The organism is Micromonospora sp. IBHARD004, from assembly GCF_052814115.1.
Map to the genome: position 1 here is coordinate 1,432,746 of NZ_CP199934.1, position 14,564 is coordinate 1,447,309.

Below are 14,564 nucleotides of genomic sequence, written 5' to 3' on the forward strand. Positions count from 1 at the left end.
CCCTAAGTACTCCACCGGAGGCGGCTCGCACCTCACCTTTGATACCGATCATGGGAGTACTCCCAATCACGCTCACATCGGCACGTGCGTGCGCTGGGGGCGAATCGATGCCTTTGGTGGATGCCTACGGATGGTGACGGGAGTTCCTGCCTCCCAGCGCGCCCGCTCGGCGGCAGATCCGCGCACCTAATCCTGGTGACCGTGCCGCCAGTGGTCGACACGTGCATTGCAATGCGCCGACGGCCGGGAGACGCAGGTCACGTTCGTCCGTGTCACTGGGGGGCGGGCTATCCCGTCTCAGGGGGTGTAGCCACTAACGACCACAGAGGAGCACACCATGGACGCACGACTGAACTACTTCGCCGACCCGACCGCCGGCAAGGCCCTCAAGTACTTCATGTCGGCGGGCAAGGCGCTCAAGGACTCGCCGCTGCCGACCGCCACGCAGGAGCTGGTGGCGCTTCGCGTAAGTCAGATCAACGGCTGCGCCGTCTGCATCGACATGCACACCAAAGAGGCCACCGCCGCCGGCGAGACCTCGGTGCGGCTGAACCTGGTTACGGCATGGAGGGAGGCCACGGTCTTCACCGAGGCCGAGCGTGCCGCGCTGGAGCTGGCGGAGGAGGGGACCCGGGTCGCGGACGCGGCCGGTGGGGTCAGCGACGAGGTGTGGGCGCACGCCGCCAAGCACTACGACGAGGAGCAGCTCACCGCCCTGGTGATCCTGGTCTCCTTCATGAACGCGGTGAACCGTCTGAACATCATCACCCGTCAGCCGGCTGGCAACTACGAGCCTGGGCAGTTCCACTGAACGGCATCAGCAAGTGGCTCGGGGTCCGGCTGCGGACTCCGGGCCCTCGGGCTCGGGGCGTTACTCTGGCCTGCCCATGGCGCGGGTGACCACCAGGGGATGCCTGGGCTGGCGAGTACCCGCCGGGTGGGTGGGAAGGCTTCAAGGGGGAATTCGGCGTGAGCAAGGTCGAGGAGTTCGAGGACCTGCGGCCGCTGCTGTTTTCGATCGCCTATCGGATTCTGGGCAGCGTGGGCGAGGCCGAGGACGCGGTGCAGGAGACATGGCTGCGCTTTGACGGCTCGGCGACCCGGCCCACGTCGACCAAGGCTTTTCTGTCGGCTGCGGTGACGCGGGTCTCGATCGATGTACTGCGTTCCGCACGCATGCGGCGGGAGGAGTACGTGGGCCCGTGGTTTCCCGAGCCGCTGCTGAGCGATCCGTATCAGGATCCGGCGCGGTCGGTGGAGCTGGCCGACTCGGTGTCGATGGCGGCACTGCTGCTGCTGGAGCGGCTCAGCCCACTGGAGCGGGCGGTGTTTGTGCTGCGGGACGTGTTCGCCTTCGGGTTCGACGAGATCGCCGTGGCGGTGGGGCGTTCGGAGTCGGCATGCCGGCAGCTGCTGGTGCGGGCGCGGCGGCATATGGAGGCCGGGCGGCCGCGGTTCGAAGCGAACCGCCAGGAGCGGCAGAAGCTGGCGACGCGGTTCTTCGACGCGCTGAAGGACGGCGATGTGGGCAGGCTGCAGGATCTGCTGGCCGCCGATGTGCAGCTGGTCGGGGACGGCGGCGGCAAGGCCCCGCAGCTGGCCAAGGCCGTCATGGGCGCGGAGAGCGTGGCCCGGGTGCTGGGCACGGTCTTCCCCTGGCTGATCCGGATCGACGTGTCGTTCGAGCCGCACGAGGTCAACGGCCAGCCCGGCGCAGTCTTCCGCGACCGGGACGGCAAGGTGCTTCATGTCCTGGCCCTCGATGTGCTCGACGGGCAGATCCAGACCCTCCAGGTGGTGATCAATCCCGACAAGATCGGCCACATCGGGCCGGTCGCCGACGCCTGGGCCATCGACCGCGAGGTGAAGCAGGCCCGCCGGCAGCCGAACTGACCTCGGGAGTGGTGCGCAAGGGGCACCCGGCGACACAGTCCCTGATGCCACGGCCTGCACAGCCCCTTGCCCAACCGGGCACCACCAAAGCAGTTTTCGGTACGGCGCTGCTTTCAGCGGCAGTCAAGAGCGCGCTGTTCGCGGCAGAAGAGCGTGTTGCGTCGGCATGTGTGTCGGGGGCACGTCTCGTTGCCTTTGGGGCTTGGAGGTGATGTTCCACGTGCCCGATAAGCCAGCGACTTGCGAGGCGAGGCCTTCAGAGTGATGCAGTGGATTGCTATGGCCGTAGGATCGCCGAAACCTCGGCGTGCAGATCCGGGGCGTCGGAGGCCACGTAGCTGTACAGGACTGTTTCCGGCTGTCGCCGTCGAGGTCCTGCTCCAGGAGATGATGATTCGGGTTCCGGCGGGGCGGCGTGCTGGTCGCGCCGCTGCCTGTCCGGTCATGCCGTCGGGTGGTGACCGAAGCCGGCCATCGGCACGCCAACCGCCTTCTCGTACAGCACCACATTGCTGAGACCTACCCGTCGGCCCGTCAGCGAGGCTCCGGCACGACGGCCACATGATCGACCGCAGTGCCGGATGCTCGACGACGCGGAGCGACTCACTCGACTCCAGCTCCACCCCGCTCTCGTCGCACCAGGCGACGACAGCGGCCCAGAACCGGTCCACCGTCTCCCAGCCCTCCACCGTCCGAGGTCCGCGCAACGGCAGCAGCTCCTCCGTGGTGAACAGTCGCTCCGTCCCGTGTGACGCCGCGTTCTGAAGATCCTCGAGAAAGTCCAGCGCGATGCGCGATGCGTCGCCCTCCTCAACCAGCAACTCCTCGACGACGGCAAGGGTTGCCTTGACCCGCCTGCTCCTACGCTGCACCACGTCCATGACGACGTCCCGCACCGGGATCTCGCCACCCGCAGTGGGCAGCCCGGCGGCGGCCATGAGCCGTTCGACGGGAGTCAACGGTCGCCGTTTGAAGAGTCGCACTGGATCACCTTCGGTAACCGCGGCGTCCGGACCGGTCGTCGTCCGGGTCGCATGATCATGCCAGCCGCGTCCGCCCGCGCCAATCAGTTTCGTTTCTGCCTGGCCTGCTGGTCGCGGCCTGGCCGCCGAACGCCGCCCGCGCGGATCGCGGCAGATCCGGATGCCCTATGCGCCGATTCAGAGTGCGTGTGAGTCGCGCGTGCCATCTGGTCAGGCTGAACACTGAGGTGGAAGGCCAGTCGCCGGACGCGAAGTCCCGCAGTCCCGGTTGAGCCTAGGACCCCGGGCCGCGGGTGAGCCTGCGCAGGGCCTGTTCGGAGGGGCTGCCGGGATCGGCGTGGTAGACCACCAGGGTCTGGCTGGTGCCGCTTATCTGCAGCTTCTCGTACCGGAGTCGCAGCTCGCCGACGCGGGGATGGCGCAGGGTCCGGACGCCGCCGCCCGACCGGACCCCGACGTCGTAGCGGTCCCACAACCGGCGGAAACGTTCGCTACCGGACGACAGCTCCGCGACCAACTCGGTCAGCCGCGGGTCGTCCGCGTCCACCGCCACCAGGGCTCGCAGGCTGGCCACGGCATTCGCCACGATGTTCTCGGTGACCGGATAGTCCCGCAGGGACGCCGGGTCGAGGAAGATCGCCCGCAGCACGTTCACCCCCGCGGCGAACAGTGGGGACAGCGCGGTGGCCGCCGAGTTGGCGTACAGCACGTCGGCGTAGCGGCCCTGCACGAACGCGGGCGTGTCGGGCCAGGAGTCGACGAGCTGCCGGATGCCCACCGGCACCCGCTCGGGCTGCCGGGGCGGGCGGGGCGGCGCGGAGCGAGCCAGCCGGTGCAGGTGGGCGGTGGCGTCGCCGTCCAGCCGCAGCGCCCGGGCCAGCGCATCGAGCACCTGGGCCGAAGGGTGCCGGTCCCGGCCCTGCTCCAGCCGCAGATAGTAGTCGGCGCTGATCTGGGCGAGCAGCGCCACCTCCTCCCGGCGCAGCCCAGGCACCCGGCGCCGCCCGTGCGGGGGCAGCCCCACGTCGTCCGGACCGACCACTTCGCGCCGGGCGCGCAGGTAGTCGCCGAGCGGACCGGCCTTGGCACCGGCGACCCGGGCGCCAACGTCGCACTCGGCGAGCGGTTCGCCGCGCACGGGGTGGCCTACCTGGACGCCCCGGTCAGCGGCGGCGGGCCCGGCGCTCGGGCGCGGACGCTGACCACGTTCGTCGGCGGCGACCCCGAGGCGTTCCAGCGGTGCCGGCCGGTTTTCGAGACGTTCTCCCGCACGGTCGTGCACCTCGGGCCGGTGGGCACCGGGCAGCTGACGAAGCTGCTGAACAACGCGATGACCATGAGCAATCTGAAGAACGCGGCCGACAGGTTACGCATCGCCAGCGCCCTGAAGCTGGACATCAAGGCGCTGGTCCGGGCGATCTCGGTGAGCAGCGGCGCCAGCTTCGTGCTGAGCGCGCTGGCCACCGAGATCACCCCGGACATCGCCGGGCACCTACAGGGCCTGATGCGCAAGGACATCGCGCACTTCGCCGACGCGGTGCGGGCACGGGGGATCGACCCCGATGAGCTTCGCGACCGGGGCCTGGCCGGCGCGGAGAGCCTGGTCGAGGCGGTAGACATCGTCGCCGGCCGCGCGGCTGGGACGGCGTAGTCCGCGCGGGGACGGTGGCGCGGCACCGTCGGGTACGGCGCCGCGTCGTCCCTGGTGGTCCGCTCGAAGGCGGCCGGCAAGGTCGCCTTTCGCGCACGACCCGGCGCCGTCGCCATACTGTTGCCGCTCGCCGCAGATCCGGTCCCGGACGTGCGGATGATGGTCGGCTGGCGCCTCGGCCGACTGGGCGGCCGGCAGCCGAACCAACATTGCGGATGCTGCTTCCCGACCCTGACGAGGGGGTGCGGAAGTTCGCGGCCCGCGGTCTCGCGAATCTGATCAGCGAGTAGTCGCACACGCTATCCGGCAACTCCGGTTGGCGATTCGCCGCGCGGATCGCGTGCCATGAGAGTGCGGCCTTGTCGTCATCGCGGGCAGGTCCCGCCCCCCAGCCGGGAGAACGCCTTCGAATGAGTAGGTCACTGGTCCGGTCTCCGGGCGGCGCGTGCGGACACCGCCGCCTGACTTGGCGGTCTCCGGCCCCCGCGGTCAGTCGTCGATCGCTTGGTAGACGGCGGTCCAGAAGTCGTGCCACATCGGCAGCCTCTGGTCGCCCGCGTGCGCCCGCTGCATGATGAAGATCGTCGTCATGTCCTCGGCGGGATCGTTGTACCAGGCGGTGCCGTAGAAGCCGGGCCATCCGTAGCTGCCGACCGAGGGGCCGAGGTGCGTGCGGCGGGTGCGGACCGACATTCCGAAACCCCAGCCCATGGTGTCGAAGTATCCGGGCCAGAACCCGGAGACCGTCTTCTGCGCCGGGGTCAGGTGGTCGCTGGTCATCAGGGTCACCGATGGCCGTGAGAGCACCCGCTCGCCGTGGTGGGTGCCGCCCGCGAGCAGAGCCGTGGCGAAGGCGAGGTAGTCGTCGGCGGTCGAGACGAGCCCGCCGCCACCTGATTCGAACGTCGGCGGCCGGCTCCACTGCCCGTCGGGGGCGTCTTCGACGACCGGCTGACCGGTGGCGGCGTTGTCGCGCTCGTACGCCGTCGCGAACCGGCCGATGCTCTCGCTACCCACGCTGAAGGCGGTGTCGGTCATTCCGAGCGGATCGCAGATCCGCTCGCGCAAGGCATCCCCGAAGGACATGCCGGTGGCCCGGGCGATGAGCACACCGGTCACGTTGGCGGCGGTGTCGTACATCCAGCGCTCACCTGGCTGGTGGACGAGTGGAAGGGTGCCGAGCCGGCGGATCCACTCGTCCGGCGGCGGCTGTCCGAGTGCGTTCAGCGCGTCGGCGATCGGGACCGTTCCCGGCTCGGCAGGGACCATGCCGGTGCCAAGGGTGTAGGTCAGCAGATCCCGTAGCGTTATCGGGCGTTTCGCCGGGACGGTGTCGTCCAGTGGCCCGTGGGGATCGGCGAGCACGGTCATGTCCGCCAGCTCCGGGAGGAGGTCGTCGACCGGGTCATCGAGGCGGAGGGTGCAGTCCTCGACGAGCGTCATCGCACACGCGGCGACGACCGGCTTCGTCATCGAGCCCATACGACAGATCGTGTCGCCCGCCATCGGCGTCCTCGACCCAGCGCCCTCGAACGCGAGATTGCCCGTTGCTTCGATGTGCACCTCGCCGTGGCGGGCGAGGACAGCCACCACACCCGGGACGAAGCCGGACTCGACGTGACGCTCAAGCAGCCCTCGCACCCGAGCCAGCCGTTTCGACGAGAAGCCACCAGCAGTCACCTGTCTCCTCCTCATCTCGTCCGTTCGCAAGTTACATGTTGCGCGGCGACTGCACGTTCCACGAAGACGTTGAGGGAGACCCCGTCCGAGTAGTAGCGCTCATCGGCTACTTGTTTACTGGCGCTACGACCGCAGCCCGGCCAGGCTTGGTCGAGGTGACCGGCGGGGTCGCTCTCTCATCGGCTGCCCACCGCGGTTTGGTGTGGCTCTCATCTGGCGTGCGTCCTGCCGGTCACCGTGGCGGGGAGAGGCTCAAGAGGGGTCTGCCCAGCTCGAAGTAGCGCTGCCCTCCTCGCTGACATCACCCGTGTCTGATCGAGGAGGACGAGCGTGGGACAGGTCATCATCGGTATGGATCCGCACAAGCGGTCCGCGACCATCGAGATCATCAACGACCGCGAGAAGATCCTTGCCCAGGGCCGGTTCACCACCGACCGCGACGGCTACCAGACGATGCTCAAGCTCGGCCGGCAGCACAAGGACCGGATCTGGGCGGTGGAGGGCTGCAACGGCATCGGCCGGCACATCGCTCAACGCCTCGTCGCCGACGGCGAGACCGTGGTGGACGTGCCGGCGAAACTGTCCGCCCGGGCCCGCGTGTTCGACACCGGCCAGGGCCGCAAGACCGACCCGGTCGACGCCCACAGCGTCGCCGTCGCAGCCCTACGCGCCAAAGGCTTGCGGCAGGTAGCCGTCGACGACGCCACCGTTGCACTGCGGCTGCTCGTCGACCGCCGCGACGGTCTTGGCCACGCCCGCACTGATCTGCTCAACCGCATCCACAAACTCCTGCTGGAACTGCTGCCCGGCGGAGCCAAGAAGTCCCTGTCCGCCCCGCAGGCCCGGACCCTGCTCAACACGGTTCGGCCGCGCGATCTTGTCGGGGCCACCCGCCGGCGGCTGGCGTCGGAACTGATCACCGAACTGGTCCAGGTCGACAAGAAGATCAAGGCCGCAAACAAGGAACTGACCGAGCTCGTCGAGACCACCGGCAGCAGCCTGCAGGACCTCAACGGCATCGGCCCCTCCGGCGCCGCCCGCCTGATCGGCGACATCGGTGACATCAGCCGGTTCGCCAGCCGCGGGCACTTCGCCTCCTGGAACGGCACCGCACCCCTGGATGCGTCCTCCGGCGACCAGCAACGCCACCGCCTGTCCCGGGCCGGGAACCGGCGCATCAACCGGGCCCTGCACATCATGGCCGTCGTCCAACTGCGCCACGACACCGAAGGACGCGCCTACTACCGGCGCAAACTCGCCGCGGGCAAGACCCCGATGGAAGCCATGCGCTGCCTGAAACGCCGTCTGTCCGACATCGTCTACAAGCAGATGATCACCGATGCGAAGCAGGCGAGGACGGGCCCGGGAGGACACGTGGGGGCGACTCTGCAATCCAGCGCGGCTGACCCGATCCCCATGGTCAACACTTCGGAACAGTCACTTCCCGGACCCGCCGATATCCAGCCTAGAACACCACTCCCCGCCGCCTCTTGACACAGAGGGGTGCCAGTACCGAACGGGACGACGGATCGTCGCCGTCACGCAGCGTAGCGAATGATATGCGGCAGATCCGGACGTAGGAATAGACCACGAGCGGGTTGATGTATCACGGTCTTCCACGCTAATAGGTCCGGCCCTGGTTCAGACTGGTCGGATGTCAAAGGACGTCAGGCACAGCTACAAGTGCGGTGCCCGGCTTGTTTCATCGCGGTGCACGAGTGGCGCGCGGTCACCCGTGAGGGCGGCCGTCAACTGATCCAACCCCAGCGAACCCAGCTCCAGCGCCCGACGGTGGAATGCGCGCCGGTCGCCGGGGAAGGACGAGCGGCCTGCCAGCCACACGCGCTCACCCACCTTGTAGGCCAGCGCCTGCCCTGGCCGGCCCAAGTAACGCGCGAGCTCGGCGGACGCGTAGGGCCCCTGATGACAGCGGTCCCGCAATAGCTTCAGCGCCGCGTCCGGCGTCCATAATGCTCCGTCGCCAGATGGCATCGGCAGCCGTAGGTGCAGGCCAATGTCGAGCACGACCCGTGCCGCCCGCAGCAGCTGCATGAATAGATGCCCCAGTCGCGCACCCGGCTGTTCATAGAGCCCGAGCTCGTCCATGAACCGCTCGGCGTACAAGGCCCAGCCCTCCTGGCTACCGGAGAGCCCGCCGAGCAGGTTCAGCCGCTGCCCGAGGCCTCCCCGGCAGACCTCGTAGCCGAGGTGGAGGTGGTGGCCGGGAACGCCCTCGTGATAGGCGGTGCTGTAGGCGTACCAGGTGGGGAAACTCGCTGCGTCCTCGGGGAGGGACCACCAGACCCGGCCCGGCCGCGTCAGGTCCCGCGACGGCCCGGTGTAGGCAATGCCGGACGACGTGGTCAACCGCGACTCGATGCGCCGCAGCGGCGCGGGGATGTCGAAGTGCACGCCGTCCAGTCGCTCGGTGGCGGCCTCCAACAGCTCCTGCAGCCACGCGCCGAACGCCTCCCTGCTGCGCAGCGTGCCGGGCGCGTCGGGGCTGGCGAGCCAGGCGAGCACCTCGGGCACGCTCCCGCCCAGGGCCTTCGCTTCCGCGATCAGTTCCGCCTCGATCGCTCGGAACTCGTCCCAGCCCCAGTCGTAGAGCTCGCGCAGGTCGGGCTCGGTCGCGAGGAAGGTACGCACCCAGAGTGCGTACCGCTGCGGCCCGAAAGCCTCCTCGCTGCGCGCCCGCGGTGCCAGGTCCGCAGTCAGCATCCCGGCCAGCCTCTGGTACGCCTCCCGCGCGCCCTGCGCCGCCGCCTGCAACGACGCCCGCTGGCGCCCTTCGCCGTAGCGATCCACGAGAGCGACATCGTCGTCGATCCAGTTGCGGCAGCGCTGCGTCACGAGCTCGACCTGGCGTCGCGCCGGCAAATGGCCGCGCTCGGCGGCGAGTAGGAGGCTGCGGGCGTACCCGTCCAGGGCCGTGGGGATCGCGGCCAGGCGCGCGCCGACACGAGCCCAGCTCTCCTCGTAGGCCGCGCCCTCGGCGCCGCGGCCGGGTACTGCGGCCTCGACGGCCTGGCGGATCAGCTGGAGCGGACCGGTGGCCGCCGCGTGCAGTTCGCGCAGGTCCTCCCCGGCGTCATGGAAGGCGATACGCGCATGCAGCCGTTCGGCGAGGTGGGCGTGCAGCGGGGTCGCGGCCGGCAGTGCATCACCCAAGATCTCGAGCTCGCGGAGGGCGCGGACCGCGAGGTCGGCGCGGGCCTGGTGGCCCTCCGGGCTGTAGTCGGTCAGCCCGTCGACATCATGCTCGCCGGCCTCGACGATCGCTGTGCAGGGGTCGAGACCGGCTACGTTGCGCAGGAGCCGATCCGCGAAGTCCTCGATCACGGAGGCAATGCTAGGGCCCTGTCCTACCTTCCGTGGTGCGGGCCCGTATCGATCGCGGCGAGCGGTTCAAAACCATCTGACAACTTCCGCTCATCGGCATGTCAGTGCACCCTCGCGCGTAGGAGCTTCCGAGGGGGACTGACTGAACGGCCTCGTCTCCAGACGGCCGGGGGCCTCGTTGCTCTGAGCGTGTCGGGAGGTTAGGCGTCGTACGTCCTTCGTGGTGGTGCGGGAACCGAGGACGGCGCCCATGTCGGCCGAGGTTCGGCAGCAGGCTGTCACCGCGCTTGCCGTGATGATTCACAGTGGTGGTCGGGTGGCCAGGTGGTGGCCAGGGCCGCAGCGCCGGTGCTGTTCGCGGATCGGATCAGTCAGGCGGCGCTGCGGGGGGTGACGCGAGCTGAGCGGGTCAGGGGGTGTGTCGGCGAACGGCTGGCAGCGTCACGACCGGCCCTGAACAGCGTGAAAGCGGTTCGGGTTCTGCCACATCCGGTCCACCTGTAGCACGTGAACTGGGAAACATGATTCCGAATGTGGCGATGCCCGAACCGCCTCGGCTCGCTACGTCGTGACCTGGGAAAGCAATCGCACATGCTCAGCGGCCATGGCTGCGCGGTGCAGCTCTCTGGCGGCGTTCTCGCGCACGGTAATTCAGGCTACGAGCAGGCGGAGGCCGAGCTCTGCCGTGTCGAGGGCGACGAGGTCGCGGTTGCGCTCGGCCCACCGGCCTGAGGAAAGGTCTTCGCGGAGTGTGCTGACTGCCCGTTGCTCGGCCTGCGGTCCGACTCTGGTCCATACCGAAACCGCGCGGCGTACATGTTCGTCCAGGTACGCCTCAGGCCGGCGCCAGTATGCCTCGAAGAAGCCGTCAGCGCAGTCCCACGGGACGAGCACCGGCTCCGCGCGTCCTCCGATCGCGCGGGTCAGGTCGGCCAGGGACGGCCAGCCGACGAGGAGGTCTGCGAACTCAGGCAAGTAGTCGCGGGTGAGCCAGAAGCGCTGACGCCAGCCGGTGTCATCGGCGTCGTACGTGAACACCACCACGCGGCGGGCCACACGCCGCAGCTCACGCAGCCCGGCGACCGGGTCCGGCCAGTGATGAACGGTGCTGACCGCCATCGCGGCGTCGAAGGACTGGTCCTCGAACGGCAGACTCTCCGCAGCGGCGGCCACGCAGGGCGCCGCGCCCGGGGGACGCTGCGCCCGCATGACCGCCGAAGGTTCCACCGCCGTGACGTCGCGGTCGGGGGGTTCGTAGGAGCCGGTGCCGGCCCCGACGTTCAGTACCGTTTGTGCATCCCCCAGCGCATCCCAGATGCGCGCGGCGATCCGTGGCTCAGTGCGCCGCGTCGCTGGGTAAGCGGATCCGATGGCATCGTACAACCGCGCGCCGAACACTTTCAGTTGCTCCTCTGGCGTCGTCCTGATTCCCATTGCTCGTGCCTCCAGTTCCCTGTCTATGGCCGTCACCATGACAGCAGCGCGGTCGCGCTGGTCCATCAACAGGCCGCGCAGCCGGCACAGGTGCGCGACTGCGTCGGTAGCCGGATCGTCAACCAGATCCGCGATCTCCCGCAATCCGAAGCCGAGCCGCCGGTAGGCGAGCACCTCCCGGAGTCGCTCCACGTCGTCCCCGGAGTAGGCCCGGTGCCCAGCCGCGGTCCGCGTGGACGGCTCCAGGAGGCCGATCTCGTCATAGTGATGAAGTGTGCGGACGCTTACGCCGGCCAACTCCGCCACACGCCCCACGGTCAGGTGCTCCTCCACGCCACCGACTATGTGGCATGACGCCGCGTGAGGGGCAAGCGCTTCGCTGCTGGAATGATTGAACCGCCCCGGGTTTGGTAGCGGCGCGACCTCTTGTGGAGGATCGAGTCATGTCACGCCCTTCCCCGTCGGATCCGTCGGCGACGCCTACGACAACGCCCTGGCCGAATCCACCATCGGCCTGTTCAAGACCGAGCTGATCAAACCGCGAGGGCCGTGGCGCACCTGCGACCACGTCGAGATCGCGACCCTGGAGTACGTCGACTGGTACAACCACCGCCGCCCCCACAGCGGCGCCGCGGACCTACCACCAGCCGCCTTCGAAGCCCTCTACCATCCCAACCAACCACGGCTGACCCAGCCAGAAACCCAACCCATCTAGCCGCTACCAAACCCGGGGCGGTTCAGTGGCGTTGAGGTGCTGGGGTTTGCCGACCCTCAGCCAGGCGAGTGCCAGACGTATCCACGGCGCTGTGACATATTGCCCACACCCAGGGGCCAGCGAATCCGACAGCCGATACCTACAGTCGGGCCATGAGCACCGACAAAGGCGTGCGGGTCTGGCTCCGCCGGCATGGAGCTGAGCAGATCGCGCATCCCGGGGGCAACCTGTACGCCCACCTATGTCGAGTCAGCGAACGACTCGCCGTGCTTGGCTGCAGCAGTGAAGTGCAAGCCGCGGGCCTTACCCACGCCCTCTACGGCACCGACGGGTTCGACCTCGCCCTGCTTGATCGGGCCGATCGTGGTGTGCTACGGGATCTCGTTGGTGCCGACGCCGAGGAGCTTGTCTATCTGTATGGCGCCTGCGACCGTAGACGCAGCTGGCGGGAGCTGGCAAAGACCGGCCAGGTGTTCGACCGCTTCGTACGTCAGGTGAGAACGCCGAATGCGGCTCAACTTCGGTTGCTCATGGACCTGAGCATCGTCAACGAACTGGACGTCATCGAGCACGATCCTGCGGTGGCGGACCGGCACGGTACCTACTTCCGGGAACTGTTCGCCTCTTGGGCCCCACTGGCCTCTGAGCAGGTCATCCGCGATGCGCAGCGGGTCTTGCGGCCGTGACACCCGAACCATCGGCAGGGCCACGTTCGATAGCACGCACCCCCGGTCGCGTACGCGTGCGAGCCGTCTACCCCGGCAGCTTTGATCCCTTCACTCCCGGGCATTTGAATGTGGTGAACCGGGCACGCGACCTCTTCGACGAAGTGGTCGTGCTCGTCGCGGTCAACAGCATCAAGCATCCGGGCACCGACGAAGAGGAGCGAGCGGCCGCTGTTCGGGCCATTCTGCCGGTCGAGTGGACCTCCGTCACCGTTGCGGCCTGGAGCGGGTTGACCTCCACCTACTGCCGTCGCCATGAAGTAGGAGTGATCGTCCGCGGCGTGCGTAACACCACCGACCTTCGGACCGAGTACCAGCTCGCCGCGATGAACCAGTCGCTGGGTGTCCCCACGGTATTTCTGCCTGCGCAGCCCGAACTGGCCGCGGTGTCTTCGACTGCGGTGCGCACGCTGGGAAGTGACCTTCGTCCACGCAGCCGTAGACTGCCGGACATTGGCGAACCCCTCGTCGGACCGCCGCCGGATGATTTTTGAGACTGCCGCGTCAAGATCAAGTGACGTTGGAGTATTAGGAGATCTGACGATCGACCCGCACCGGTTGCGGATCCTGGAGGCGGTGGCGCTGCACGACAGCTTCAGCCGGGCGGCGGCGACCCTGCGGCTCACCCCGTCCGCCGTCTCGCAGCAGATCGCCGCGCTGGAGCCAGCATCGGCACCGCGGTGGTGGCCCGCAGCACCCGCAGGGTGACGCTCACCGAGGCGGGCCGGCTGCTGGTCGACGCGGCAGCGGCGATCTCGGCCGCGTTGCGCCAGGCCCAGGCGCAGACCTCGCCGTCGCGTACCAGTTCGACGGTCCGCTACCTGGACGGGCCGGGGACCGGTCCGGCCTGGAGTGGACGCCGCTGCTCGCCGACCCGCTGTCCGTGGTGACCCCGCGGAACCACCGGTTGGCCGGCAAGGAGTCGGTCGACCTGGTCGACCTGGCCGACGAGCGGTGGGTGCTGGGTTGCCGCCGGACGGAGGCGTACCTGCGGCGGTTCGCCGCGCTCGCCGGCTTCGAGGCCCGGTTCGCGGGCAGCACGAGCGACTACTTCTTCGCCCAACTGCTGGTCGGTGCGGGCGTGGGCGTGTCGCTCATCCCGGAGATCGCGCTGCTCCCGTCGGCGCCGGAGCTCGCCGTCATCCCCCTCGAGCCGCCCCGGCCCACTCGGCACATCGGCGTGGTCACCGCCCGCCGTCGCCGGCCGCGCCCGGCGGTGGACCTGCTCGTCACGGAGCTGGGGGCCGTCGCCGGGGCACCGGACCGGGCCAGTTCACCGCTGAGGTCCGGCGGGGCGCGGCGGGCCGCGAGCCGCAACGTCAACCGCTGGTTGACGGAGTCGGACCGTCAACCTATGGTTGACGCATGACGAATCCCGTGCAGATCAGCAACCCGGTACGCCTCGACGAGCTGATCGAGGCCATCAAGAAGGTGCACACCGACGCGCTGGACCAGCTCAGCGACGCCGTGCTGGCGGCCGACCACCTCGGCGACGTCGCCGACCACCTGATCGGCCACTTCGTCGACCAGGCCCGCCGCTCCGGCGCCTCATGGACCGAGATCGGGCGCAGCATGGGCGTCACCAAGCAGGCCGCCCAGAAGCGCTCCGCCGCCAAGGCGGAGACTGCCGCCGCACTCGACCCGAACGCCGGCTTCGGCCGCTTCACCGACCGGGCCCGCAACGTGGTGGTCTCCTCCCAGAACGAGGCGCGGGCCGCCGGCAGCCCGGAGATCCGCCCCGAACACGTCGCCCTCGGGCTGCTCGCCGAGCCGGACGGGCTCGCCGCCCGGCTGATCGTGGCGCGGGGCGTACCGCTGGAGCGGCTGCGGGAGGTCGTCACCGCGACCTTCCCGGCGCCGGCCGACCAGGTCCCTGAGCTGATCCCCTACGACGCCCGCGCCAAGAAGGTGCTCGAGCTGACCTTCCGGGAGGCGCTGCGACTCGGCCACAACTACGTCGGCACCGAGCACATCCTGCTCGCCCTGCTGGAGGAGGAGGCGGGGGAGGGCGTCCTCACCGGACTCGGCCTGAACAAGTCGGAGATGGAGGTGGCCGTCACCGGCGCCCTCGCCGAGGCCGCGCGGCGGCCCCAGCCCTGACGTCCCGCCCGTTCGGGTGCGCGGCGCGCGCACCCGATGGG

14 protein-coding genes and 2 pseudogenes are annotated in these 14,564 nt (G+C 69.2%); 11 read left to right on the forward strand and 5 right to left on the reverse strand.

Going from position 1 to position 14,564, the window contains the following annotated elements:
- Positions 1 to 337 precede the first annotated feature (337 nt).
- Together ACTWO6_RS07145 and ACTWO6_RS07150 are read left to right on the forward strand one after the other, a co-directional pair.
- A complete protein-coding gene (locus ACTWO6_RS07145; RefSeq protein WP_446218867.1) occupies positions 338 to 811 on the forward strand; it encodes a carboxymuconolactone decarboxylase family protein in 474 nt (157 codons plus the stop codon).
- Positions 812 to 969: 158 nt separating this feature from the next.
- Positions 970 to 1,893, forward strand: a complete 924-nt coding sequence (locus tag ACTWO6_RS07150) for an RNA polymerase sigma-70 factor (protein WP_446218868.1) — start codon at positions 970 to 972, stop codon at positions 1,891 to 1,893.
- A gap of 113 nt (positions 1,894 to 2,006) precedes the next feature.
- Here the strand turns inward: ACTWO6_RS07150 and ACTWO6_RS07155 are convergent, their stop codons facing one another.
- Complete coding sequence (locus ACTWO6_RS07155; RefSeq protein WP_446218869.1) at positions 2,007 to 2,876, reverse strand: hypothetical protein; 870 nt, start codon at positions 2,874 to 2,876, stop codon at positions 2,007 to 2,009.
- A gap of 274 nt (positions 2,877 to 3,150) precedes the next feature.
- Positions 3,151 to 3,918: a helix-turn-helix transcriptional regulator gene (locus tag ACTWO6_RS07160; protein ID WP_446218870.1), complete on the reverse strand. Its 768-nt coding sequence runs from the start codon at positions 3,916 to 3,918 to the stop codon at positions 3,151 to 3,153.
- Between ACTWO6_RS07160 and ACTWO6_RS07165 the strand changes: the two genes are divergently transcribed.
- Positions 3,883 to 4,527, forward strand: coding sequence for an NAD(P)-dependent oxidoreductase (locus tag ACTWO6_RS07165; RefSeq protein ID WP_446218871.1), 645 nt, complete (start codon positions 3,883 to 3,885; stop codon positions 4,525 to 4,527). The two genes, ACTWO6_RS07160 and ACTWO6_RS07165, sit on opposite strands and share 36 nt — an antisense overlap.
- Before the next feature lie 489 nt (positions 4,528 to 5,016).
- On the opposite strand, the gene ACTWO6_RS07170 is transcribed toward ACTWO6_RS07165, so the two are convergent.
- A complete protein-coding gene (locus ACTWO6_RS07170) occupies positions 5,017 to 6,207 on the reverse strand; it encodes a serine hydrolase domain-containing protein (RefSeq protein ID WP_446218872.1) in 1,191 nt (396 codons plus the stop codon).
- 330 nt (positions 6,208 to 6,537) lie between these two features.
- Here ACTWO6_RS07170 and ACTWO6_RS07175 point away from each other — a divergent pair, with 330 nt between their 5' ends.
- Positions 6,538 to 7,701 (forward strand): IS110 family transposase, encoded by a 1,164-nt coding sequence (locus tag ACTWO6_RS07175; RefSeq protein WP_446218873.1) that lies wholly within the window; start codon positions 6,538 to 6,540, stop codon positions 7,699 to 7,701.
- A gap of 183 nt (positions 7,702 to 7,884) precedes the next feature.
- Here ACTWO6_RS07175 and ACTWO6_RS07180 read toward each other — a convergent pair whose 3' ends face one another.
- On the reverse strand, positions 7,885 to 9,549 hold the full coding sequence (locus tag ACTWO6_RS07180; RefSeq protein ID WP_446218874.1) for a DUF885 domain-containing protein: 1,665 nt from the start codon (positions 9,547 to 9,549) through the stop codon (positions 7,885 to 7,887).
- Between the two features lie 651 nt (positions 9,550 to 10,200).
- A complete protein-coding gene (locus tag ACTWO6_RS07185; RefSeq protein ID WP_446218876.1) occupies positions 10,201 to 11,316 on the reverse strand; it encodes a MerR family transcriptional regulator in 1,116 nt (371 codons plus the stop codon).
- Between the two features lie 127 nt (positions 11,317 to 11,443).
- Here ACTWO6_RS07185 and ACTWO6_RS07190 point away from each other — a divergent pair.
- From ACTWO6_RS07190 to ACTWO6_RS07220, 7 genes and pseudogenes are all read left to right on the forward strand, one after another.
- Positions 11,444 to 11,698 (forward strand): annotated as a pseudogene (locus ACTWO6_RS07190) (integrase core domain-containing protein); the annotation flags it as partial.
- Between the two features lie 152 nt (positions 11,699 to 11,850).
- Positions 11,851 to 12,384 (forward strand): DUF6817 domain-containing protein, encoded by a 534-nt coding sequence (locus tag ACTWO6_RS07195; protein WP_446218877.1) that lies wholly within the window; start codon positions 11,851 to 11,853, stop codon positions 12,382 to 12,384.
- A gap of 56 nt (positions 12,385 to 12,440) precedes the next feature.
- A complete protein-coding gene (coaD, locus tag ACTWO6_RS07200) occupies positions 12,441 to 12,917 on the forward strand; it encodes a pantetheine-phosphate adenylyltransferase (RefSeq protein ID WP_446218878.1) in 477 nt (158 codons plus the stop codon).
- Between the two features lie 64 nt (positions 12,918 to 12,981).
- The gene (locus ACTWO6_RS07205; RefSeq protein WP_446218879.1) at positions 12,982 to 13,131 is read left to right on the forward strand and encodes a helix-turn-helix domain-containing protein; all 150 of its coding nucleotides are present in this window, start codon (positions 12,982 to 12,984) and stop codon (positions 13,129 to 13,131) included.
- A complete protein-coding gene (locus ACTWO6_RS07210) occupies positions 13,128 to 13,313 on the forward strand; it encodes a hypothetical protein (RefSeq protein WP_446218880.1) in 186 nt (61 codons plus the stop codon). The genes ACTWO6_RS07205 and ACTWO6_RS07210 overlap by 4 nt, the downstream gene beginning before the upstream one ends.
- Positions 13,268 to 13,792, forward strand: a pseudogene (locus ACTWO6_RS07215) (LysR substrate-binding domain-containing protein); the annotation flags it as partial. The gene ACTWO6_RS07210 and the pseudogene ACTWO6_RS07215, both read left to right, overlap by 46 nt.
- Positions 13,789 to 14,523, forward strand: coding sequence for a Clp protease N-terminal domain-containing protein (locus tag ACTWO6_RS07220; protein ID WP_446218881.1), 735 nt, complete (start codon positions 13,789 to 13,791; stop codon positions 14,521 to 14,523). The pseudogene ACTWO6_RS07215 and the gene ACTWO6_RS07220, both read left to right, overlap by 4 nt.
- The last annotated feature ends 41 nt before the right edge of the window (positions 14,524 to 14,564 follow it).

Excerpts from the sequence above, each read along its gene's own strand:
- ACTWO6_RS07195 (WP_446218877.1), top strand. The coding sequence starts at position 11,851 with ATGAGCACCGACAAAGGCGTGCGGGTCTGGCTCCGCCGGCATGGAGCT.
- ACTWO6_RS07220 (WP_446218881.1), top strand. The coding sequence starts at position 13,789 with ATGACGAATCCCGTGCAGATCAGCAACCCGGTACGCCTCGACGAGCTG.
- ACTWO6_RS07145 (WP_446218867.1), top strand. The coding sequence starts at position 338 with ATGGACGCACGACTGAACTACTTCGCCGACCCGACCGCCGGCAAGGCC.